This window comes from Blastococcus sp. URHD0036, from assembly GCF_000701365.1.
In the GTDB taxonomy this organism is placed as follows: Bacteria; Actinomycetota; Actinomycetes; order Mycobacteriales; family Geodermatophilaceae; genus Trujillonella.
In genome coordinates, this window is record NZ_JNIK01000005.1 from 40351 (window position 1) to 62313 (window position 21963).

Here is a 21963-nt window from a genome sequence, read left to right on the forward strand (position 1 = left end):
CCTCGCGGGTGCTCCGCGTGCCCTGCGGGTCCGGCAGGCGCCTTAGGGCACGAGGACGACCCGCAACGCCGTCCCGACGTCCTGAGGGGACGCCGGACGACGCCGGACGACGCCGGCCCCCTCCCCGGGAGAGGGGAGGGGGCCGGCGTCGTCGTGGTGGGGCCGTCGGCAGGGGCTACTGGGCCTTGGCGAGCGTCCCCAGGTAGAGCTCGATCACCTTGGGGTCGTTCATCAGCGACTGCCCGGTGTCGGTGTAGGCGTTGCGGCCCTGGTCGAGTACGTAGCCGCGGTCGCAGATCTGCAGGCACCGGCGGGCGTTCTGCTCGACCATGATGATCGAGACGCCGGTGGCGTTGATCTGGCGGCAGCGGATGAAGACCTCGTCCTGGTAAGCGGGGGAGAGGCCCGCCGAGGGCTCGTCGAGCAGCAGCACCGACGGCGACATCATCAGGGCCCGGCCCATGGCGACCATCTGCCGCTCGCCGCCCGAGAGCGACCCGGCCTTGCCCTTGCGCCGCTCGCCGAGCAGCGGGAAGAGGTCGATCACGTAGTCGAAGCGCTCGTGGAACGTCTTCGGCCGCAGGTACACGCCCATCTGCATGTTCTCCTCGATGGTGAGCGAGGGGAACACGTTGTTGTTCTGCGGCACGTAGCCGACGCCGAGCTGCACCAGGCGGTGGGCCGGCGCGGAGGTGATCTCCTCGCCGCGCAGCGTCACCGTGCCCGAGCGGACCGGGATGAGCCCGAAGAGGGTCTTGAGCAGCGTCGACTTGCCGGCTCCGTTCGGGCCGATGATGCCGACGAGCTCGCCCTCCTGCAGGTAGAAGTCCGCGCCGCGCAGGATGTTGACGCCCGGCACGTAGCCGGCGACGAGGTCGTCCCCACGGACCAGGGCGCCCTCGGCGAGGCGGACGTGCTCCTCGCGTGTGGCGGCCTTCTCCGCAGGGGACAGCTCGGCGGTGCCCGCCGCGGCCTCCTGCGCCCGGGTGACGCCCTCGCCCGACTCGTCGACCTCGAACAGTGGATCGCTCATCGCTGGGTCCCCTCGCGGTCGGTGCTCTCGGAGCTCAGGACCTCACCCGAGACGCCCTCCTCGCGGGCGATCGCCGCCGCGGCCTCGGCGAGCACACGCTCCTCCTCGTCGACGGTCAGCGGCGCGTCGTGGTGGGCGCCCAGGTAGGCGTCGACGACGGCCCGGTTCTGGCTGATCGACTCCGGCGGACCCTCGGCGATCACCTTGCCGGCGGCCATGACGACCACCCAGTCGCTGATGTCGCGGACGACGTCCATGTCGTGCTCGACGAAGATCACCGTCATGCCCTGCTCGCGCAGGTCCTTGACGTGCCCGAGCAGGCTCTGGGTCAGCGCGGGGTTCACGCCGGCCATCGGCTCGTCGAGCATGACGACCTTCGGGTCGCTCATCAGCGCGCGGGCCATCTCCAGCAGCTTGCGCTGACCGCCGGAGAGCGTGCCGGCGAAGTCGTCCTTCTTCGCGTCCAGCTTGAACCGGGCGAGCAGGTCGAGCGCCTTCTCGGTGTTCGCCTTCTCCTGGGCGCGCCAGACCCCGGGGACCAGCGAGCGGAAGAAGCCCTCCCCGCGCTGGTCCTTGGCGCCGAGCAGCATGTTCTGCATCACGCTGAGCCGGGAGAGCGCCTTGGTGAGCTGGAAGGTGCGCACGACGCCGAGCCGCGCCACCTGGTGCGGGGACAGCTTGCCGAGGGAGCGGCCGTCGAAGGACCACGTCCCGGAGTTCGGCTGGTCGAACCCGGTGAGCAGGTTGAACAGCGTCGTCTTCCCGGCACCGTTGGGTCCGATGAGGCCGGTGATCCCGCTGCGCTGGATCTCGAGGTGGTCGACCGACACCGCGGTCAGGCCACCGAACGTGCGGGTCACCCCGTCGACCACGATGGCCGGGTCGGGCTTGGCGACACCGATCTCCCACGGCACGTCCCGCAGGGCGGCCTGCGCGAGCCGGGCGGGCGCCGCCGGGGCGGCGGTCGGAGCCGACTGCTGGGCGGCCGGCTGCTGGGAGGCGGCGGTGGCCCCGTGTGGCTGGTCAGCGGGCATCGAGCATCACCTCTCGTCGGTCACCCAGGATGCCCTGGGGCCGGAAGATCATGAGGAGCATCAGCCCCACACCGATGATGATGAACCGGATGTAGGCGATGTCGGTCGTCGAGAGCAGGTCGCCCCACTCGAAGAGACCGAAGAAGGAGTTGTCCCCGCTGACCAGGGCGGCGAGCGCGCTGTCGGAGAACGCGATGATGAACCACAGCAGCATCGCTCCGATGACCGGTCCCATGACCCGGGCGGCACCGCCGAGGATGAGCGCGCCGTAGGCGAGGAACGTGTTGGCGTTCTGGTACTGGTCCGGGTTCTGGGAGCCCGTGCCGACCGCGTAGACCATCCCGCCGAGCGCCCCGAACACACCGCCCAGGACGAGCGACTGCATCTTGAACGCGTAGACGTTCTTGCCGAGGGCGCGGGCGGCGTCCTCGTCCTCGCGGACGGCCCGCAGCACGCGGCCCCAGGGGCTGCGCATGAGCGCCCACACGAGGAGGCAGCTCAACGCGACCAGGGTCCACCCGACGGTGATCACCCAGAGCTCACCGCCGCTCCAGCGGGTGCCGAGGATGTCGTAGCGCTTGGCCACCGACCACGGGGCCAGCGACAGGAAGTCCGCGTTGAAGTCGGAGATGCCCTGCGTGCTGTTCGTCAGCTCCGTCGACCCGCCGGACCGGAAGACCAGGCGCAACGCCTCGGCCGCGGCGATCGTGACGATCGCGAGGTAGTCGGCGCGCAGCCGCAGGGTGGGCAGGCCGAGGAGCAGGGCAAGGAACACCGCCGCGGCGATGCCGACGAGGACGCCGACCCAGAACGGCAGGTCCCACTTCGACACCGAGATGGCGACGCCGAAGCCGCCGAGCATCGCGAAGGCGATCTGCCCGAAGTTGAGCAGGCCGGTGTAGCCGAAGTGGAGGTTCAGGCCGATGGCCAGGAGGGCGAAGAACACCGCCTGGTAGGCGAACATCGCGCGGACGCCGAGCTGGAAGGCGTCGAGGAGGTCTGCCATGGCCGTCAGCCGATCCGGGCTTTGCTGCCCAGGATGCCCTGGGGCCGGACGATCAGGATGAGGATCAAGAGCAGCAGCCCTCCGACGTACTTCATGTCATCACGGATGACGAGCGTGGACATCTGCACGAAGACGCCGACGATGACGCTGCCGATGAGAGCGCCGTAGGCGGTTCCGAGGCCACCGAGGGTGACGCCGGCGAACATGAGCAGCAGCAGGCGGAAGCCCATGTCCCACTGGATCTGGTCCGACAGCCCGAGCAGCACCCCGCCGAGCGCGGCGAGCGCGCCGCCCATGACCCAGACGACCAGGATCACGCGGTCGACGTTGATGCCCGAGGAGGCGGCGAGGTCGCGGTTGTCGGCGACCGCGCGCATCGCCTTGCCGATCCGGGTGCGCTGCAGCATCAGGGCCACGGCGAGCAGGACGACGAGCGAGATGATGATCGAGTACAGGTCCCGGTCGGTGAGGGCGAAGGTGCCGTAGTCCCGAGCGCGCTGCGACTGGTAGTCGGTGTAGGGGTTGGAGCGGCCGCCGTAGACCGTCTGGATGATGTAGCGCACCGCCAGCGACAGACCGATCGAGACCACCAGCGCCGCGACGAGGCCGGTGCCCCGCCGGCGCAGCGGCCGCCACAGCGCCAGCTCGTTGAGCGCGCCGATCAACCCGCCGATGATCACGGCCAGCACGGCCGAGGCCAGCAGGGGGATGTCGGCGTCCACGTTGAGGTAGAAGGCGACGATCGCGCCGATGGTGACCATCTCGCCGTGCGCGAAGTTGGTCAGGCCGGTCGTGCCGAAGATCAGCGAGAGGCCGACGGCGCAGATCGCGATGAGCAACCCGAAGCGCAGCCCGTCGACGAACAGCTGGACGGCGAGGATGCGTTCGCTGCCCCCGCCCCGCTCACCGGAGGAGAGGGCGAAGTTCACCGGCTCCCGGCCGTTGACCTCGACGGTGACCGTGCGGGTGTCGCCGCCGCCACCGACCGTCACGCCCTCGGGCAGGGAGTCGGCGTCGAGGGTGACGACGTACTCGCCGGCGGCGGGCACCGGCACCGAGAAGCGGCCGCGTTCGTCGCTCTCGGCCTCGCCGACCTCCTGGCCGTCCGCGGTCTCGACCGTGACCGTCACGCCCTCGATGGGGCCGGTCGTGTTGGTCGTCAGCGTGCCGCGGACCTGCTCGCCGTCCGCCGAGGCGACGCCCGGCGTGAGGACGGCGATGCCGAGGCCGACGAAGGTGACCAGCAGCAGCCGGATGAGGGTCCGCTTGCCGGTGGATCGGTGACCGGGGGTACCGGTCTTCCCCGCGGAGGGGGACGGCGTCCGACGGGGGTCTTCCCGGCGGACGCGATCTGGCGCGTGCGTCACGCGTGCTCCCTGCGTGTCAGTGGAGCACGGACGGTAACCCAGGGATGTTGCACAACTGTTCCGCAGCCGGACAGCTGTGACCGTTCCGCGACCCGCCACTCCTGCCACGACCGTCACGGAGACGGCGCGCCGGAGTGGTGGGAGCCGACGGCGCTGCCATCCTGCGCCCACCGTCAAGGGGAGGCATCCGGTGTCCGCATCCGGTTCTCGGTCCCACGTCCGGACCCGCGTCGCACAGCTCGGTGACCTGCCCGTCGTCCTGTCGCTGGTCCGCCAGCACCGGTCGGACTCCCACGCGGAGGGCGTGCTCACCGGTCAGGCGCCCGGGTCGGCGGCCGCGGCCGGGTTCCGGCGGCTGCTCGCCGACGCCGGGTACCGCGTGGTCCTCGCGGTGCTGCCGGGCGCGACCACCCGCTCGGGGGACACCCCGGGTGACGAGGTGGTCGGTCTGGCCGTCCTGGGGCTGGACCCGCTGTCGGTGGTGCTCGGCGTCCCGCAGGTGACGATCGACAACCTCGTCGTCCACCGCGACCACCGGCGGCGCGGGGTCGGTGCCGCGCTGCTGGCCGCGGCGGCGGAGCACGCGCAGCGCTGCGGCGCCGGGCACGTCGTCGCGGCGGTGGGGCACGAGGCGGAACGGCAGCGGTTCTTCGCCCGCATGGGCTTCGCGCCCCTGCACGGCCGGCGGATCGTGCCCCGGGACAACCTCCTGCGGGCCCTGGCCGGCCGGCAGCGCGGCGGCGCGGCCGTCCCGCTGCCGCGGCGCCGGCGGCCGTTGCCGGCCCGGGCACTGCCGGCGCTCGGCCGGGTCCTCGAGGCCTGAGCGGCCCCCCGGGACTCAGCCGGCGAGCGTCATGCAGGTCAACCGCGCGGTGGCGGTGACCCGGCCGGTGTCGTCGGTGACCTCGACGAGGAAGGTCGACAGCGTCCGGCCGCGGCGCACCGGCGTGGCGACGGCGGTGACGGTGCCCGAGGTGGCGGCCCGCAGGTAGCTGGCGTTGAGCTCGACCCCCACGACCTGTCGCTCGGGACCGGCGTTGAGCGCCGCGGCCCAAGAGCCGACGGACTCGACGAGGGCGCAGGTGGCCCCGCCGTGCAGGAGGCCGTAGGGCTGCTGGTTGCCCTCGACCGGCATCGTGGCCACCGTCCGATCGGGGTCGAAGTCGGTGATGCGGATGCCGAGCTTGTCGTCCAGCGGGCTGCTCTGGTCGGCGGGGATCCACTCGGGCGGCGCGGCGACGGTCACGGAGGGCGACGGTAGCGAGTGCCCGCCCGACGGCCACCCGGGGGAGCGGTCGTTGTCGGTGGGCGCACCTAGGATCGCGGGCGATGTCCGCACCGGTCACCACCTCCGCGCCCGCCGCCCCCGCCAGCTCGAGCGGGGCGCGTCCCCGCCTGCTGCTGCTCGACGGGCACTCGCTGGCCTATCGCGCGTTCTTCGCGCTGCCGGTGGAGAACTTCTCCACGACGACCGGGCAGCCGACCAACGCCGTGTACGGCTTCACCTCGATGCTGATCAACGTCCTGCGCGACGAGGCGCCCAGCCACCTCGCCGTCGCCTTCGACGTCGGGCGCAAGACGTTCCGCAGCGAGATCTACGCGGAGTACAAGGCCAACCGCTCGGAGAGCCCCACCGACTTCCGCGGCCAGGTCAGCCTCATCCAGGAGGTGCTCGCCGCGCTGCACGTGCCGGTGATCACCGCGGAGAACTACGAGGCCGACGACGTCATCGCCACGCTCACCGTGCAGGCCGTCGACGCGGGCATGGACGTGCTGATCTGCACCGGTGACCGCGACGCGCTGCAGCTGGTCAACGAGCACGTGACCGTCTTGTACCCGCGCAAGGGCGTCTCCGACCTCACCCGGTTCACCCCGGAGGAGGTCGAGACCAAGTACGGCCTCACGCCGACGCAGTATCCCGACTTCGCCGCTCTGCGCGGGGACCCGAGCGACAACCTCCCCAGCATCCCGAGCGTGGGGGAGAAGACCGCGGCCAAGTGGGTCCGCGAGTACGGCTCCCTCGACGCGCTCGTGGACCAGGTCGACACGGTCAAGGGCAAGGTCGGGGAGAAGCTGCGCGAGCACCTGTCCTCGGTCCTGCAGAACCGCCGGCTGACCGAGCTGGACCGTGCCGTCCCGCTCGAGGTCGGGCCGGTCGACCTCGCCGTCCAGGCGTGGGACCGCAACGAGGTCCACACGCTGTTCGACAACCTGCAGTTCCGGGTGCTGCGCGACCGCCTCTTCGCGACGCTGACCAGCGCCGAGCCGGAGGTCGAGGGCGGCTTCGACGTCACCGAGGACGACGTGGAGCCCGGTGGGCTGGCCGCCTGGCTGGACGCGCATGCCACCGGCCGCACCGGGCTGGTCTTCCGCGGCACGTGGGGCCGGGGCACCGGCGAGCTCACCGGCCTGGCGCTGGCCGCCGGCGACGACCACGCGACGTTCGTCGACCTCGGGCCGGACCTGGACCCGGCCGACGAGCAGGCGCTGGCCGCCTGGCTGGCCGATCCCGACCGCCCCAAGGTCGCGCACGACGTCAAGGGCCCGCTGCTGGCGGTCTGGTCGCGGGGCTGGGAGCTGGCGGGCCTGGTCAGCGACACCGCGCTGGCCGCCTACCTGACGAACCCGGGTCAGCGCTCGTTCGACCTGGGTGACCTCGCGGTCCGCTACCTGCGCCGCGAGCTCAAGGACGCCGCGGCGCCCGAGGGTCAGCTCACCCTCGACGGCCTGGGCCCGACCGAGGCCGACCTCGCCGCCGAGGCCGCGCACGCCGACGTGCTCAAGGCCGTGGCGGTCAACGACCTGTCCGACGCGCTCGAGCAGCTGCTCGGTCAGCGCGGCGGTGACGGGCTGCTCGGCGGGATCGAGCTGCCCCTGACCCGGGTGCTCGCGGCGATGGAGTACCGGGGCATCGCCGCGGACCTGGACTTCCTGCACGACCTGCAGAAGGAGTTCGCCGACGGCGTCGCCGCCGCGGCCGCCGAGTGCTACGCCGTGATCGGGCACGAGGTGAACCTCGGCTCGCCCAAGCAGCTGCAGGCGGTGCTCTTCGACGAGCTCGGGCTACCGAAGACCAAGAAGATCAAGTCCGGCTACACGACCGACGCCGACGCGCTCACCTCGCTGCTGGCGACGACCGGGCACCCGTTCCTCGAGCACCTGCTGCGCCACCGCGACGTCACCCGGCTGCGGACCGTCATCGACGGCCTCATCCCGATGGTCGACGACGGCGGCCGCATCCACACCACCTTCCAGCAGACGATCGCCGCCACCGGCCGGCTGTCCTCGATCGACCCGAACCTGCAGAACATCCCGATCCGCACCGCCGAGGGGCGCCGCATCCGGCAGGCCTTCGTCGTCGGGGCCGGGTTCGAGTCGCTGATGACGGCCGACTACAGCCAGATCGAGATGCGGATCATGGCCCACCTCTCCGGCGACGAGGGCCTGATCGAGGCCTTCACGTCGGGGGAGGACCTGCACTCCTTCGTCGCCTCCCGGGCCTTCGACATCCCCATCGACCAGGTCGACCCGGAGATGCGCCGCCGGATCAAGGCGATGAGCTACGGGCTGGCCTACGGGCTGAGCGCGTACGGGCTGTCCGGTCAGCTGCGCATCTCCGTGGAGGAGGCGCGCGAGCAGATGCACGCCTACTTCGAGCGCTTCGGCGGCATCCGCGACTACTTGGACACCGTCGTCGACGACGCCCGCAAGACCGGCTACACCGAGACCACGCTGGGCCGGCGCCGGTACCTGCCCGACCTGACCAGCGACAACGGGCAGCGCCGGCAGATGGCCGAGCGCATGGCCCTCAACGCGCCCATCCAGGGATCGGCCGCCGACGTCATCAAGGTCGCGATGCTGAACGTCGAGAAGGCGATCGCCGCCGAGGGCCTGACGTCGCGGATGCTCCTGCAGGTGCACGACGAGCTCGTGCTCGAGGTCGCGCCGGGGGAGCGGGAGGCGCTGGAGGTGCTGGTCCGCCGCGAGATGGCCGGGGCCGCGGAGCTGTCGGTGCCGCTCGAGGTCTCGGTCGGCTTCGGCCGCACCTGGAACGACGCGGCGCACTGAGCACATCGCGGTCCTCCGGACCGCACCGCGGCCAGGTGCCGTCCCGGCCGCCGTGGAGCCGTTGCCCATGTCTCCGTCGGGGAGCCCTCCGGGCCCCCGCGACGGATCCACTCCAGCGGAGTGACGTCCCGACCCGGGCACGACCGCGCGACTTCCCCGCCGCTCGCCCGCGTGGTCACGGAGAAGCGGGTTCACCGTCGAGCCCGGGGGGCGCGTCCAGGCGGGCGCCGACACCTGGCTGGTCGCCCGGATCGGCCCGCTCCGGATCCGGGAGCCGGCGCGGGTGGTCGCCGTGGTGGACCGGCCGGACCGCTGCGGTTACGCCTACGGCACCCTCGACGGCCATCCCGTGTCGGGCGAGGAGGCCTTCGTGCTGCACCGCTACCCCGACGGCGCGGTCCACCTCACCCTGCGCTCGGTGACCCGACCGGGTGGGGGCCTGTGGCGGCTCGCCTTCCCGGCCGTGCTGGTCGCCCAGCGGGTGTACCGCGCCCGGTACGCCCGCGCCCTGCTCGCTCCGAGGTCACCCTCCACTTGAGGTCGACGGTCGGGTCGCCGTCCGCCATCCGGTCTCGCGGTCTTCCTCGTGCTCTTGCGGTGCTGCAGCGCCGCAAGAGCGCGGGAGACACCGCACGAGCGACGACCAGCAGTCAGGCGCGGTGGGTGACGAGGATCAGGGTGCCGGGCACCAGGGCGCCGCGGGCCGGCGACCACTGGCCCCACTCCTGCGTGCGCCCCGGGGTCCACTCCGGCTCGACCAGGTCGTCGAGCACCAGCCCCGCGCCGACCACCGCGCGCACCCAGTCCCCGACCGTGCGGTGGTGCTCGACGTAGGTGGCCCGCCCGTCGTCGTCGGTCTCCACGTACGGCGTCCGGTCGAAGTAGGACGACGTCACGGTCAGGTCGGCCGGGTCGGGGGAGTCCGGCAGCGGCCAGCGCATCGGGTGGTTCACCGAGGCGACGAAGCGGCCGCCGGGGCGGAGTACCCGGGCGACCTCCCGCAGCGCGCCCTCGACGTCGGCCACGAACGGCAGCCCGCCGAACGCCGAGCAGACGACGTCGACGGACGCCCCGGCCAGCGGCAGCGCACCGACGTCGGCCTGCAGCAGCGGCACGGGCAGCCCGGTGACGGCGTTCAGCTCCGCTGCGCGGGCGAGCATCCCCGCGGAGAGGTCGAGCGCCACGACGTCGGCCCCGGCCCGTCGCAGCCACCGGGCGCACGGCGCCGAGCCACAGCCGACCTCCAGCACCCGGCGGCCGGCGACCTCCCCCAGCAGGTGCGCGTCGTCCTCGCGCAGGCCCTCGGGGCACCAGAGGAAGTCGACGTCCCCGAGGTCGTCGCCGTGCTCGGCGAGGTAGGCGGGCGCTGCGGCGTCCCACCAGATCCGGTTGGCGTGCACGGACTCGGCGTCGTCGGCGCGGCGGCGGGCGACGCCGCCGGCGGCGGGGTAGCCGTCGGGACCCAGGGGGAGGCTCATCACGGGCGAGAGTGACACGCCGGGACCGCTGATCCGTGCCGGACCCCGGTGGACCCGGGGCCACCCGGCTCCGTACCATGGGAATGCGCCAGAGGTCTGTCAACGCTGTCCCTCCACGGGGATTCGCGCGCCGGCTCTCCCCGTTCCCCGCGGTCACTCGGCCGCGGGACGTCCTGTCCCTACGCATCCCCCGTCCGGAGCAACCAACCACATGACCTCCACCCAGGTCCGTCCTTCCAGCACCCCCCAGGTCGCCATCAACGACATCGGTAGCGCCGAGGACTTCCTCGCCGCCATCGACCTGACGATCAAGTACTTCAACGATGGCGACATCGTCGAGGGCGTCATCGTCAAGGTCGACCGGGACGAGGTGCTGCTGGACATCGGCTACAAGACCGAGGGCGTCATCCCCTCGCGCGAGCTCTCCATCAAGCACGACGTCGACCCGAACGAGGTCGTCAAGGTCGGCGACGAGGTGGAAGCCCTCGTCCTCCAGAAGGAGGACAAGGAAGGCCGCCTGATCCTGTCCAAGAAGCGCGCACAGTACGAGCGCGCGTGGGGCACGATCGAGGCGAAGAAGGAAGCCGACGAGGTCGTCACCGGCACCGTCATCGAGGTCGTCAAGGGTGGCCTCATCCTCGACATCGGCCTGCGCGGGTTCCTCCCCGCCTCGCTGGTCGAGATGCGCCGCGTCCGCGACCTCCAGCCCTACGTGGGCCGCGAGCTCGAGGCGAAGATCATCGAGCTCGACAAGAACCGCAACAACGTCGTCCTCTCCCGTCGCCAGTGGCTGGAGCAGACGCAGTCCGAGGTCCGCAGCGAGTTCCTCAACAAGCTCGCCAAGGGTCAGGTCCGGACCGGCGTCGTCTCCTCGATCGTCAACTTCGGTGCCTTCGTGGACCTCGGTGGCGTCGACGGCCTGGTGCACGTCTCCGAGCTGTCCTGGAAGCACATCGACCACCCGTCCGAGGTCGTCGAGGTGGGCCAGGAGGTCACCGTCGAGGTCCTCGACGTCGACCTGGACCGCGAGCGCGTCTCCCTGTCGCTGAAGGCGACGCAGGAGGACCCGTGGCGTCAGTTCGCCCGGACGCACCAGATCGGCCAGGTCGTGCCCGGCAAGGTCACCAAGCTGGTGCCGTTCGGTGCGTTCGTCCGGGTGGACGAGGGCATCGAGGGTCTGGTCCACATCTCCGAGCTGGCCGAGCGCCACGTGGAGATCCCGGAGCAGGTCGTGCAGGTCGGCGACGAGATCCTGGTCAAGGTCATCGACATCGACCTGGACCGCCGCCGGATCTCGCTGTCGCTCAAGCAGGCCAACGAGGGCGTCGTCGGCGAGGAGGACTCGTTCGACCCGGCCGCGTACGGCATGGCCGCGTCCTACGACGCCGAGGGCAACTACATCTACCCCGAGGGCTTCGACCCGGAGACGGGCGAGTGGCTCGAGGGCTTCGACGAGGCCCGCGAGACCTGGGAGAAGCAGTACGCCGAGGCCCAGGCCCGCTTCGAGGCGCACCGCAAGCAGATCGCGGCCGCCAAGGAGGCGGACGCCGAGGCGGCCGCGGGTGGGAACTATTCCTCCGGCGGCGACGCCGCTCCGGAGGACACCACCTCCGGCGGCACGCTGGCCAGCGACGAGGCACTCGCCGCGCTGCGGGCCAAGCTCGCCGGCGGCGAGTGAGCCCAGCACCGCTGAGGTGAGCTGAACAGTCAGACCACGGAGGCCCAGGACCGCGAGGTCCTGGGCCTCCGTGCTGTCCGGGGGCCGGCCGGCGGTGCCGACGGGTCGAACGCTGTGCGCCTGCTGACCGATCGGGGTCGGGAACGGTCAGCAGGCGCACAGCGCCGGGGGAGTGGCGGCGTTACAGGCTGAGGATGATCGCGAACGCGGTGCGCGGCCGCCCGCCCGAGCCGGCGAGGAACGACCAGGTGTGCCGGCCGGCGGCCGGGCTGGTGGTCAGCCAGCGCAGGAACGCGTTGCGCGGCCGCACGTCCCCCTCGCGCTGGGCGAGGCGCTCGCGCACCCCGGGCAGGTCGCAGGCGCGCACGCCGGAGGCACGGTCGAGCCGGTGCCGGCCGCGCGAGCTCGCGGGGGACGTCGGGACGGGAGCCTGCATGGGACGTGACATCGCGGTTCTGCCTCTCTCGGCGGGGGAAGATCGCCGAGGCGGACGTTATGAGCCGTGACGGGTGTGACTGGTGCGACGCGCCGGGCAGGACGGGCGGGTGTTACCTGTCCGTGATCGCCACCGGGGTGCTGGCTACTGTCCGTGCGTGCTGCGCATCGGATTGACGGGCGGGATCGGGTCGGGGAAGAGCACCGTGTCGCGGCTGCTGGCCGAGCGGGGTGCCGTCGTGGTCGACGCCGACGCCATTGCCCGGGAGGTCGTGGAGCCGGGGACGGTCGGGCTGGCCGCGGTCGTCGCGGCCTTCGGGGACGGGATCCTCGCCGCGGACGGGTCCCTGGACCGGCCCGCCCTGGGCGCGATCGTCTTCGCCGATCCCGACGCTCGCGGCCGGCTGAACGCCATCGTGCACCCGCTGGTGCGCGACCGGGCCGCCGAGCTGGCCGCCGAGGTGCCGGACGACGGCGTGGTGGTGCACGACGTCCCGCTGCTCGTGGAGTCCGGTCAGGCGGCGGACCGGGGAGGCCACGCGCACGACCTGGTGCTGGTCGTCGAGACCGCCCTGGACACCCGGCTGGAGCGGCTGGTGCGACGCGGCATGACCGAGGACGACGCCCGCGCCCGGATCGCGGTCCAGGCCACCGACGAGGAGCGCCGCGCGGTGGCCGACGTCGTCCTGGACAACAGCGGGACGCCGGAGGAGCTGGCCGCACAGGTCGACCGGTTCTGGGCCGAGCACGTGGCGCCGAGGCTGGGCTGACCGGAACGAGAGAGGCCCCGACCGGATGGTCGGGGCCTCTCCTGCTGGTGGGCGATACTGGGTTCGAACCAGTGACCTCTTCCGTGTCAGGGAAGCGCGCTACCACTGCGCCAATCGCCCGGGGTCCGGTCTCTCGACCGGCCCGCTCCACCGCTCTCGCGAGCGAGACGAGGTGGAGACGGGATTTGAACCCGTGTAGACGGCTTTGCAGGCCGTTGCCTCGCCTCTCGGCCACTCCACCGCACACACGGGCGCTGGTCTCGCGACCAGCGCCCGAGGTTCCGAGCGGACGACGGGATTCGAACCCGCGACCCTCACCTTGGCAAGGTGATGCTCTACCAACTGAGCCACGTCCGCGTTGCAGGGAGAACATTACACGGCTCCCGGACCGCTTCGAGGGGGGGTCCCCCCTCGCCGGTCAGCGCGCTCCGGGGTCCGCGCCACCGCCCGACAGCAGGGCCGCCAGCTCGTCGTCCACCTGCAGGACCGCCGCCTCCTGGCCCACCGGCACCAGGTGCTCGGTCTGCCGCAGGAACGCCGCGACCGCGGTGCGGGAGAGCTCGAACAGCGCCTCGCCGGAGGGCGCCCGCAGGTGCAGGAACAGGACGTCGCCGGTGGTCCGGGCCGGCCACAGCCGCACGTCGCCGTCCCCGGCCGGCCGGTCGAGTCCCGCCCGGAGGAGGTCACGGGCCAGCAGCCAGGAGATGCCGTCGTCGCCGTCCGGGGAGCCGAAGCCGATGCGGACCGCATACGGGTCGGTCACCTCGTAGCCGAGCGTCGCCGGCACCTCGGTCCAGGAGTGCGGACCGACGAGGTGCAGCGTCGTGGAGGTGGTGTGTCCGGGGGTGGAGCGGCTCGCCATGACGGGGAAACGAACGAGATGCCGTGTGGTTGCGGCGCCAGGACGCCCGGGCGTGTCGCACCGTCCGGCGGTCCCCACGTCGGGGCAGACGAACCGACTTCGCGCCCCGTGACGAACGCCGCGTGTGACCATGGGAACCGTGACCCGCCCCGCGCGCCGAGTCGGCGACGATCCCGGGGACGCCGACATCGTCGCGCGGCTCTGTCTCGGCGACCGGTCGGCGGTCGAGGACCTGTACGACCGGTTCCGCCGCCCCGCCTTCGCGCTCGCCCGTCGCGTACTCGCCGACGACGTGCTGGCCGAGGACGTCCTGCAGGACGCGTTCCTCTCCGTGTGGCGCGACCCGAACGCCTACGACAGCTCGCGCGGCAGCTTCGCGTCGTGGTTCCTCGCGATGGTCCACCACAAGGCGGTCGACGCCGTCCGCCGCGAGGAGTCCCAGCGCCGCCGCCAGGCCCGTGCCGAGCAGGAGGTCGTCCTCGCCGCGCCGACCGCGACCGCGGACGTGGAGGACGACGCCTGGGAACGGGTGGTCGCCGAGCAGGTCCGCACGGCCCTGGGCAGCCTCCCCGACGTCCAGCGCGAGGCGCTGACGCTGGCCTACTACGGCGGCTACACCCAGCGCGAGGTCGCCGCCCTGACGCGCGCCCCGCTGGGCACCGTCAAGACCCGCATGCTCGCCGGCATGCGACGGCTGAAGAAGGACCTGGGTGGGGTGGCGGGTGCCGCTCTGGGTGGGGCGCTGGGTCAGGCCGCGGTGGACGGGACGAACCGATGATCGACGGAGGACGAGGCTCCGATCCCCACGAGCCCTTCGACGAGCTCGCGGTGGGCTGGGCGCTGCACGCCCTCGAGCCCGAGGACGAGGCGGTCTTCGCCGCGCACCTCCCGAGGTGTTCCCGGTGCGCCCGGACGGTCGCGGAGACCACCGACGTCATGGGGGCCATGGCCACCGACCTGCCGGCCGCCGAGCCCTCGGACGGGCTGCGCGACCGGCTGCGGGCCGCCGTCGAGCAGACCGAGCAGGTGCCCACGGCGTCGCCGGTCCCGCCGCAGGCGCCGCGCTCCGCCGCTCCGCCGCCGCGCAACTCCGCGGCCGGCATCCGGCCGCCGGCCCCGCTCCCCGTGGGGCCCACCGCGGACCCGCGCCCGACGTGGCGCCGGATCCTGCCCAACGCGCTGGTCGCCGCCGCCGCGGCGGCGGTCCTCGGTCTGGGCGCCTGGAACGTCGTCCTCGACGACGCCCGGGACGAGGCCGTGGCGACCGCTGCGGAGCAGGCCCGGATCGTCGACTCGCTGCTCGAGCCCGGGACGGCGAACGTGACCCCGTTGACCGCCGACGGGGACCGGGTGGCCACCGTCGTCGCCCGCGACGCGCAGGTGCAGGTGGTGACGCAGGGCCTGGCGCTCAACGACCGCGACACGCAGACGTACGTCGTGTGGGGGACGGCCGAGGACGCCGACCCGGTCGCGCTGGGGACCTTCGACGTGGTCCGGTCACAAACCGACGTCCGGACCGTAGGCTCCACCTCGACCGGCCTCGACGACTACAGCGGTTACGCCATCAGCATCGAGCCGGGTCGGGAGGCTCCGGCGGAGCCGTCGGACATCGTGGCGAACGGGTAGGTGACCAGCTGAGCGACCAGAAGACGGTGGCGACCTCCGGGGCCCCCCTGCCGACGCCGCGCAGCGGCGAGCCGGGTGGGGAGCGTCCCGCACGCCCGTCGATCGAGGAGCGCCGGGCCCAGTACGCCGAGGACGGCATGCACTCCCTGCGCGAGCGCGTCGCGGAGTCGGGGTGGCGTCGTCGGATCGCCGCCCGCCGCAGCATCGACCGCGCCTACCGCCTGGGCGTCGGGATCGTCGGCGGGCTGATCGTCGCCCTGGGTCTGGCCGCCATCCCGCTGCCCGGTCCCGGCTGGTTCATCGTCTTCGCCGGGCTGTTCGTGCTGGGCAGCGAGTTCTTCTGGGCCGAGCGGCTGCTGGAGTTCGCCCGGGCGCACGTCACGGCGTGGACGGAGTGGCTCGGGCGGCAGCCGATCTGGGTGCGCGCGCTCGTCGCGCTGGCCACGGCGGCGTTCGTGTACGGCGTCCTCGTGCTCACGCTGCACCTCACCGGGGTCCCCAGCTGGGTGCCGGGGTGGGTACCGCTCTGGCACTAGGGGTCTGGCACAATCGGACGCGCAACGGGCGATTGGCTCAGTGGTAGAGCGCTTCGTTCACACCGAAGAGGTCACTGGTTCGAACCCAGTATCGCCCACCGGCACGAGGGCCCCGGGTCAGCAGACCCGGGGCCCTCGTCCGTCTCCGCCGGCCTCAGGCGGCCGCGGGACCGTAGGTCAGGTGCACCACGCCGTTGGAGAGGGTGTCGGCACCCAGCAGGGAGAGCGGCGTCTTCGCCGTCCCCTCGGGGAACAGCCGGATCCCGCTGCCCACCGCCACCGGGTAGACGAAGAGGTGCAGCTCGTCGACCAGGCCGTCGGCGACCAGCGCCCGGACGAGGGTGGCGCTGCCGCTCACGTAGAGGTCCTGCTCCGCCTTCAGCGCCCGGATCCGGTCGGCGTCGTAGCCGCCGAGCACGGTGGAGTTCCGCCACACGGACTCCGCGTCGGTCAGCGTCGAGGAGACGACGTGCTTGGGGGTGTCGTTGAAGAACGGCGCGCCCGGGTCCTCCTCGACGGTCCGGGTCGACCACGCCGGAGCGAACATCTCGAACGTGGTGCGGCCGAGCAGGATGCCGGTCGCCGGCGCGGTGAGCGCACCGATCGAGGCGGCCAGGTCGTCGGGGAAGCCGTAGTCCATCGTCCACATGGGGGCGTCCACCACGCCGTCGACGCTGGTGAACTCGTGCACCCTGATCGCGCCCATGTCCCTGCTCCTGCTCTGTGTGAGGGGCGCCCTGGCGGCGCCACCGTGGTGATGTCGGAGGGGAGACCCGGACCGGGTCCCCGACTCATCGGTGGATAGCGTGCCTGGTCGTGCCCGTCTACAGCCGCCTCGTCGGCCACCGCCCCGGCTCCGACGGCGCGGACCGGCCGGGGGCGCACGCGCCGTACTACCTCGTGGTCGAGTCGGTCACCGACGCCTGGGAGCAGCTGCTCCGCGACCTGGGGGACGACGTGCTGACCCCGCGCGAGCTCGGTGTCGTGCGGATCGCGTTCGACTACCGGCACGAGGTGTTCGTCGCGCCGGCGGAGTTCGAGGTGGACGTCGTCCGCGTCGGCCGCAGCTCCCTGGAGTTCGCCGTCCGGCTGCACCAGGGCGGCCGGGTGGCGGCGGAGGCACAGGTCGTGGTCGCACGGGTCATGGGCGACCGCAGCGCGTCGCGGCCGTTCTCGGACCGGCAGCGGGCCGCGCTCGAGGCCGTCGCCGTCCCGGTGACCGCCACCACCGACTGACCGGCTGCGCGGGGCAGCGGTCCGGCGGACCATGGGGGAGTGCCCCAGCCCGACCGCGCCGCCCGGCTGACCGCCGCGCTGGACCGGGACGGGGCGACCTGCATCTGGTGCGGACGGGCGCTGGGCGGCCTGGTGCCGGCCAGCACCGAACACGTCGTCCCCCGGGTCAAGGGCGGCCCCTCCTGGGCGGAGAACGAGGTGGCCGCCTGCCGCCGCTGCAACGCCGCCCGCGGGCACGTCGCCCCGGTCGAGTGGCTCGAGGAGTGCCGCCGGCGCGGCTGGTCCCCGGACGAGCCGCGGCTCGAGCGGACACTCACCGGTCTCGCCGCCGCCATCGCCGAGCGGGGCGGCCAGCGCCGGGCGCGTCCCTACCTCGACGCCCAGCTCCGGCGGCTGAACAGGCGCGCACCGCGGGCGGCCGGTGCGTAGCGTCGTGCCCGTGGGCACGGTGGTCGGGGTCGTGGAGCGGGTGGTCGTGTACCCGGTGAAGTCGCTGGGCGGCCGGCCGGTGCCCGCGGCCCGGGTCGAGGCCGGCGGCCTGGTCGGGGACCGGGCGCACACCGTCGTCGACGCCGCGACGGGCGAGCGGGTGACGGTCAAGCAGACGCCGCGGCTGGGCGAGGTGCTCGCCACCGGGGACGTCGAGGCCGACACGGCGACGCTCACCGCGGTGCTCGGCCGCCCGGTGCGGCTGGCGGCCTCCGACGAGGGACCGCGGGTCGACGCGGCGCCCGTCCACCTCGTCAGCCGGCAGTCGCTGGACCGCGCGGCCGCCGGGGAGGTCCCGGTCGGCTGCTCGGCGGAGGACCCGCGGGCCAACTTGCAGCTGACCCTCGACGAGGGCGACGAGCGGACGTGGGTGGGCCGGGAGCTGCACGTGGGGGAGGCGGTCCTGCGGCTGACCCGCCTGCCGAAGCACTGCCTGGGCGTCTACGCCGAGGTGGTCCGCCCCGGCGCCGTCGCGGTGGGCGACGCGGTGTCGCTGGGCGATCCCGAGCAGGCGGCGCACCACTAGCGTCGGTGCGTGCCCCGGCGCCGTTCCGCTGTGCTCGCCGGGCTGCTGCTGGCCGGCTGCGGCGGAGCGGCCGACCCCGCACCGCCGGCCGCCGAGGAGGCGCCGGCCGGTCCGTCGTCGGCCGCCCCACCGCCGGAGCAGATCACCCTGGTGGCCACCGGGGACGTCCTGGTGCACCAGGACACGACGCTCACCGAGGGGGCGCAGCTGCCCGGCGGCGGCTACGACTTCGCGCCGGTGTTCGCCCCGATCGCGCCGATCGTCTCCGCCGCGGACCTCGCCGTCTGCCACCTGGAGACCCCGGTCGCCCCGCGCGGCGGGCCCTACTCGGGCTACCCGAGCTTCGCCGTCCAGCCGGAGATCGTCGAGGCGCTGGCCGGCGCGGGCTACGACCTCTGCTCCACGGCGTCCAACCACTCGCTGGACGCCGGGACCGAGGGGCTGGTCCGCACCCTCGACGTCCTGGACGCCGCCGGCATCGCGCACACCGGCACCTACCGCAGCGCCGCCGAGAGCACCACGCCGACGCTGGTGGAGGTCGGCGGGGTGACCGTCGGGCAGGTCGCGGCCACGTTCTCCCTCAACGGGATCCCGCTGCCCGCAGGGCGGGAGTGGTCGGTCGACCTGGTCGACGTCCCGGACATGACCCCGGTCCTCGAGGCGGCGGCCCGGGCGCGGGCGGCCGGGGCGGACATCGTGGTGGCCAGCCTGCACTGCTGCGCCGAGTACGACCACGAGCCGACCGCGGCCCAGGAGCAGGCCGTCGCCGCGCTGCTGGCCTCCCCGGACGTCGACCTGGTCCTCGGTCACCACGCGCACGTGGTGCAGCCGATGGCCCGCGTCGACGGCGAGTGGGTCGCCTACGGACTCGGGAACTCCCTGGCCGAGCACGACACCCCGGTCCCGGACACCGAGGACTCGATGATCGCCCGCTTCACCTTCACCCGCGGCGACGACGGCCGGTTCGCCGTGACCCTGGCCGAGGCGGTGCCGGTCGCGATCGACATCGGCACGGACGCCGTCCGCCTCGCGCCCGCCGACCCCGGCACCTTCGCGCGGGTGGCCACCGTGCTGGACGCGCGGGGGGCCGTGGCCGACGGACTGCGGATCGTCCCGGCCTGACCCGCCACGCGTGCCGGAACGGACGTGCGCCGGTGGATACCCTGCTGGTGTCCCGGCCACCCGGCCGGGCGCTGCCCGGAACCTCGTAGGAGTCCCCGTGTCCGCCGTGCCCACCCCCGTCGCCGTCGCCCCGATCCGGGTGCCGGCCGGGACGACGGCCCAGCAGGCGCTCAAGGACGCCGGGGTGCCGCTCAAGGGCCCCGACGGCGCAGTCGTCGTCCGCGAGCTGGCCACCGGGGACCTCAAGGACCTCGCCTGGACCCCGGAGGCCGACGCCGAGGTCGAGCCCGTCCCGGCGGCCAGCCCCGACGGCCGGGCGGTGATCCGGCACTCGACCGCGCACGTGCTCGCCCAGGCCGTGCAGGACCTCTTCCCCGGCACCCGGCTGGGCATCGGCCCGCCGGTGGAGAACGGCTTCTACTACGACTTCGACCCGGAGCGGCCCTTCACCCCCGAGGACCTGCAGGCGCTCGAGAAGCGGATGACCGAGATCGTCCGCGCCGGGCAGAACTTCGCCCGCCGGGAGATCAGCGACGCCGACGCCCAGGCCGAGCTCGCGCACGAGCCCTACAAGCTGGAGCTGATCGGGCTCAAGGGCGGCGCCGGAGAGGCGGCCGAGGGCGCGGACGTCGAGGTGGGCGGCGCGCAGCTGACCATGTACGACAACCTCGACGCCCGCACCGGCGACCGGGTCTGGACCGACCTCTGCCGCGGCCCGCACCTGCCGCGCACCAGCAACATCCCGGCGTTCTCCCTGACCCGCAGCGCCGCCGCGTACTGGCGGGGGAGCGAGAAGAACCCGCAGTTGCAGCGCGTCTACGGCACCGCCTGGGAGAGCAGGGACGCGCACAAGGCGTACCTGGAGCAGCTGGCCGAGGCCGAGCGCCGCGACCACCGGCGGCTCGGCGTGGAGCTGGACCTGTTCAGCTTCCCCGACGAGATCGGCTCCGGCCTCGCCGTCTTCCACCCCAAGGGCGGGGTGGTCAAGCGCGAGATGGAGGACTACGTCCGCGCCCGCCACATCGAGGAGGGCTTCGACTACGTCGGCAGCCCGCACATCAGCAAGGGCGGACTGTTCGAGACCTCCGGGCACCTGCCGTACTACGCCGACACCATGTTCCCGCCGATGGAACTGGAGAACAGCGAGTACTACCTCAAGGCCATGAACTGCCCGATGCACAACCTGATCTTCCGGTCGCGCGGGCGGTCCTACCGCGAGCTGCCGCTGCGCTTCTTCGAGTTCGGGTCCGTGTACCGGTACGAGAAGTCCGGCGTCGTCCACGGCCTGACCCGGGTGCGCGGGCTGACCCAGGACGACTCGCACAGCTACGTCACCCCCGAGCAGGCGCCGGGGGAGATCCGGCACCTGCTGGCCTTCGTCCTCGGCCTGCTGCGCGACTTCGGCCTCGACGACTACTACCTCGAGCTGTCGACCCGCGGCGACGACCCGGCCAAGCAGGGCAAGTTCATCGGGTCCGACGAGGAGTGGGCGCTGGCCACCTCCGTGCTGGAGGACGCCGCCCGCGAGACCGGCCTCGAGCTGGTGCCCGACCCGGGCGGCGCGGCGTTCTACGGCCCGAAGATCTCGGTGCAGGCGCGCGACGCCATCGGCCGCACCTGGCAGATGTCGACCATCCAGTACGACTTCAACCAGCCGGCCCGCTTCGGCCTGGAGTACACGACCCCCGGCGGCGACCGCGCGCAGCCGGTGATGATCCACTCCGCCAAGTTCGGGTCGATCGAGCGGTTCTTCGGCGTGCTCACCGAGCACTACGCCGGCGCCTTCCCCGCGTGGCTCGCCCCGGTCCAGGTGACCGGCATCCCGGTGACCGACGAGCAGGTGGGCTACCTGACCGACGTTGCGCTCAAGCTGAAGGCGAAGGGCATCCGGGTCGAGGTCGACGACTCCGACGACCGCATGCAGAAGAAGATCCGGACCGCCAGCAAGCAGAAGGTGCCGTTCGTGCTGATCGCCGGCGGCACCGACGCCGAGGCCGGCGCGGTCTCCTTCCGCTTCCGCGACGGCAGCCAGCACAACGGCGTGCCCGTCGACCAGGCGGTCGCCGCCATCGCGGCCTGGGTGGCCTCGCGGGCCAACACCGACCCCACCGCCGAGGCGCTGCAGGTCGCCGGATGAGCCCGGAGGACCTCGTCCCGGGAGCCGGCGGGGACGGTGGACCCACCACCGTCTTCGAGCACCTGTGGACCCCGTACCGGATGGCCTACATCCGGGGCGCGGGCAAGCCGACCACCGAGCACGACTGCCCGTTCTGCCTCATCCCGGGGATGGACGACGAGGAGGGCCTGATCGTCGCCCGGGGGCACTCGGTCTACGCCGTCCTCAACCTCTACCCGTACAACGCCGGGCACCTCATGGTCGTCCCGTACCGGCACGTGCCGGACTACACGGACCTGACGCCTGCGGAGGTCGCCGAGCTGGGGTCGTTCACCCAGACGGCGATGCGCGTCGTGCGGTCGGTGAGCGGTGCCCACGGGTTCAACATCGGGATGAACCAGGGGTCGGTCGCCGGCGCCGGGATCGCCGACCACCTGCACCAGCACGCCGTGCCGAGGTGGGGCGGGGACACCAACTTCATGCCGGTCATCGGGCTGACCCGGGTCCTGCCCCAGGTGCTGCGGGAGACCCGCGACCTGCTGGCCGCCTCCTGGCCGGCCGCCGCGACCGGGGAGGCCTGA

22 protein-coding genes, 4 tRNA genes and 1 pseudogene are annotated in these 21963 nt (G+C 72.9%); 15 read left to right on the plus strand and 12 right to left on the minus strand.

The window, feature by feature from the left end; all coding sequences use genetic code 11:
• Positions 1-175: 175 nt before the first annotated feature.
• From N555_RS0104920 to N555_RS0104935, 4 genes are read right to left on the minus strand one after another with little or no spacing between them, the layout of a single operon-like run.
• Positions 176-1033, minus strand: coding sequence for an ABC transporter ATP-binding protein (locus N555_RS0104920; RefSeq protein WP_197028904.1), 858 nt, complete (start codon positions 1031-1033; stop codon positions 176-178).
• Complete coding sequence (locus N555_RS0104925) at positions 1030-2067, minus strand: ABC transporter ATP-binding protein (RefSeq protein ID WP_081865999.1); 1038 nt, start codon at positions 2065-2067, stop codon at positions 1030-1032. The genes N555_RS0104920 and N555_RS0104925 overlap by 4 nt, the downstream gene beginning before the upstream one ends.
• On the minus strand, positions 2057-3073 hold the full coding sequence (locus tag N555_RS0104930; protein ID WP_029430388.1) for a branched-chain amino acid ABC transporter permease: 1017 nt from the start codon (positions 3071-3073) through the stop codon (positions 2057-2059). Before N555_RS0104930 ends, N555_RS0104925 begins: the two co-directional genes overlap by 11 nt.
• A 5-nt stretch (positions 3074-3078) precedes the next feature.
• Complete coding sequence (locus N555_RS0104935) at positions 3079-4440, minus strand: branched-chain amino acid ABC transporter permease (RefSeq protein WP_231502593.1); 1362 nt, start codon at positions 4438-4440, stop codon at positions 3079-3081.
• A 190-nt stretch (positions 4441-4630) separates the two neighbouring features.
• Between N555_RS0104935 and N555_RS26630 the strand changes: the two genes are divergently transcribed.
• Positions 4631-5263: a GNAT family N-acetyltransferase gene (locus N555_RS26630; RefSeq protein WP_051683761.1), complete on the plus strand. Its 633-nt coding sequence runs from the start codon at positions 4631-4633 to the stop codon at positions 5261-5263.
• Between the two features lie 15 nt (positions 5264-5278).
• On the opposite strand, the gene N555_RS0104945 is transcribed toward N555_RS26630, so the two are convergent.
• Entirely contained in the window at positions 5279-5686 is a 408-nt protein-coding gene (locus N555_RS0104945; RefSeq protein ID WP_034508891.1) for a PaaI family thioesterase, read from the minus strand.
• An 83-nt stretch (positions 5687-5769) separates the two neighbouring features.
• On the opposite strand from N555_RS0104945, the gene polA reads away from it, so the two are divergent.
• Positions 5770-8508 carry a DNA polymerase I gene (gene polA / locus N555_RS0104950; protein ID WP_029430392.1) on the plus strand — a complete coding sequence of 913 codons (2739 nt, stop codon included), beginning with the start codon at positions 5770-5772 and terminating at the stop codon, positions 8506-8508.
• Positions 8509-8695: 187 nt separating this feature from the next.
• Positions 8696-9046 (plus strand): annotated as a pseudogene (locus tag N555_RS0104955) (DUF1990 family protein); the annotation flags it as partial.
• A gap of 112 nt (positions 9047-9158) precedes the next feature.
• Here the strand turns inward: N555_RS0104955 and N555_RS0104960 are convergent.
• Complete coding sequence (locus tag N555_RS0104960; protein ID WP_034508893.1) at positions 9159-9986, minus strand: class I SAM-dependent methyltransferase; 828 nt, start codon at positions 9984-9986, stop codon at positions 9159-9161.
• 211 nt (positions 9987-10197) lie between these two features.
• Here N555_RS0104960 and rpsA point away from each other — a divergent pair, with 211 nt between their 5' ends.
• Positions 10198-11664, plus strand: a complete 1467-nt coding sequence (rpsA, locus tag N555_RS0104965) for a 30S ribosomal protein S1 (protein WP_029430395.1) — start codon at positions 10198-10200, stop codon at positions 11662-11664.
• A gap of 181 nt (positions 11665-11845) precedes the next feature.
• Here rpsA and N555_RS0104970 read toward each other — a convergent pair whose 3' ends face one another.
• Positions 11846-12100 carry a hypothetical protein gene (locus tag N555_RS0104970; RefSeq protein WP_231502594.1) on the minus strand — a complete coding sequence of 85 codons (255 nt, stop codon included), beginning with the start codon at positions 12098-12100 and terminating at the stop codon, positions 11846-11848.
• Positions 12101-12257: 157 nt separating this feature from the next.
• On the opposite strand from N555_RS0104970, the gene coaE reads away from it, so the two are divergent.
• A complete protein-coding gene (coaE, locus tag N555_RS0104975) occupies positions 12258-12869 on the plus strand; it encodes a dephospho-CoA kinase (RefSeq protein ID WP_029430397.1) in 612 nt (203 codons plus the stop codon).
• Between the two features lie 45 nt (positions 12870-12914).
• On the opposite strand, the gene N555_RS0104980 is transcribed toward coaE, so the two are convergent.
• The 4 genes from N555_RS0104980 to N555_RS0104995 all read right to left on the minus strand — a co-directional run bounded on the left by N555_RS0104980 (position 12915) and on the right by N555_RS0104995 (position 13731).
• A tRNA-Val gene (locus tag N555_RS0104980) sits at positions 12915-12989 on the minus strand.
• Positions 12990-13039: 50 nt separating this feature from the next.
• A tRNA-Cys gene (locus N555_RS0104985) sits at positions 13040-13110 on the minus strand.
• 43 nt (positions 13111-13153) lie between these two features.
• Positions 13154-13226 (minus strand) — tRNA-Gly (locus tag N555_RS0104990).
• A gap of 61 nt (positions 13227-13287) precedes the next feature.
• Complete coding sequence (locus N555_RS0104995) at positions 13288-13731, minus strand: SsgA family sporulation/cell division regulator (RefSeq protein ID WP_029430398.1); 444 nt, start codon at positions 13729-13731, stop codon at positions 13288-13290.
• Between the two features lie 130 nt (positions 13732-13861).
• On the opposite strand from N555_RS0104995, the gene N555_RS0105000 reads away from it, so the two are divergent.
• The 4 genes from N555_RS0105000 to N555_RS0105015 all read left to right on the plus strand — a co-directional run bounded on the left by N555_RS0105000 (position 13862) and on the right by N555_RS0105015 (position 15991).
• A complete protein-coding gene (locus N555_RS0105000; protein WP_231502595.1) occupies positions 13862-14509 on the plus strand; it encodes a sigma-70 family RNA polymerase sigma factor in 648 nt (215 codons plus the stop codon).
• Positions 14506-15357, plus strand: coding sequence for an anti-sigma factor domain-containing protein (locus N555_RS0105005; protein ID WP_029430400.1), 852 nt, complete (start codon positions 14506-14508; stop codon positions 15355-15357). Before N555_RS0105000 ends, N555_RS0105005 begins: the two co-directional genes overlap by 4 nt.
• A gap of 26 nt (positions 15358-15383) precedes the next feature.
• Positions 15384-15893 carry a PGPGW domain-containing protein gene (locus tag N555_RS25615; protein WP_231502596.1) on the plus strand — a complete coding sequence of 170 codons (510 nt, stop codon included), beginning with the start codon at positions 15384-15386 and terminating at the stop codon, positions 15891-15893.
• 26 nt (positions 15894-15919) lie between these two features.
• Positions 15920-15991: transfer RNA gene (locus N555_RS0105015), tRNA-Val, on the plus strand.
• 56 nt (positions 15992-16047) lie between these two features.
• On the opposite strand, the gene N555_RS0105020 is transcribed toward N555_RS0105015, so the two are convergent.
• The gene (locus tag N555_RS0105020) at positions 16048-16599 is read right to left on the minus strand and encodes a dihydrofolate reductase family protein (protein ID WP_029430402.1); all 552 of its coding nucleotides are present in this window, start codon (positions 16597-16599) and stop codon (positions 16048-16050) included.
• 110 nt (positions 16600-16709) lie between these two features.
• On the opposite strand from N555_RS0105020, the gene N555_RS0105025 reads away from it, so the two are divergent.
• The 6 genes from N555_RS0105025 to N555_RS0105050 all read left to right on the plus strand — a co-directional run bounded on the left by N555_RS0105025 (position 16710) and on the right by N555_RS0105050 (position 21963).
• Complete coding sequence (locus tag N555_RS0105025) at positions 16710-17129, plus strand: acyl-CoA thioesterase domain-containing protein (protein WP_029430403.1); 420 nt, start codon at positions 16710-16712, stop codon at positions 17127-17129.
• Positions 17130-17168: 39 nt separating this feature from the next.
• Positions 17169-17558, plus strand: coding sequence for an HNH endonuclease (locus N555_RS0105030; protein WP_029430404.1), 390 nt, complete (start codon positions 17169-17171; stop codon positions 17556-17558).
• Between the two features lie 10 nt (positions 17559-17568).
• Positions 17569-18144, plus strand: coding sequence for an MOSC N-terminal beta barrel domain-containing protein (locus tag N555_RS0105035; protein WP_231502597.1), 576 nt, complete (start codon positions 17569-17571; stop codon positions 18142-18144).
• Between the two features lie 9 nt (positions 18145-18153).
• Positions 18154-19266, plus strand: a complete 1113-nt coding sequence (locus N555_RS0105040) for a CapA family protein (RefSeq protein ID WP_029430406.1) — start codon at positions 18154-18156, stop codon at positions 19264-19266.
• Positions 19267-19363: 97 nt separating this feature from the next.
• Entirely contained in the window at positions 19364-21403 is a 2040-nt protein-coding gene (gene thrS, locus N555_RS0105045; RefSeq protein WP_029430407.1) for a threonine--tRNA ligase, read from the plus strand.
• The gene (locus N555_RS0105050) at positions 21400-21963 is read left to right on the plus strand and encodes an HIT family protein (RefSeq protein WP_051683763.1); all 564 of its coding nucleotides are present in this window, start codon (positions 21400-21402) and stop codon (positions 21961-21963) included. Before thrS ends, N555_RS0105050 begins: the two co-directional genes overlap by 4 nt.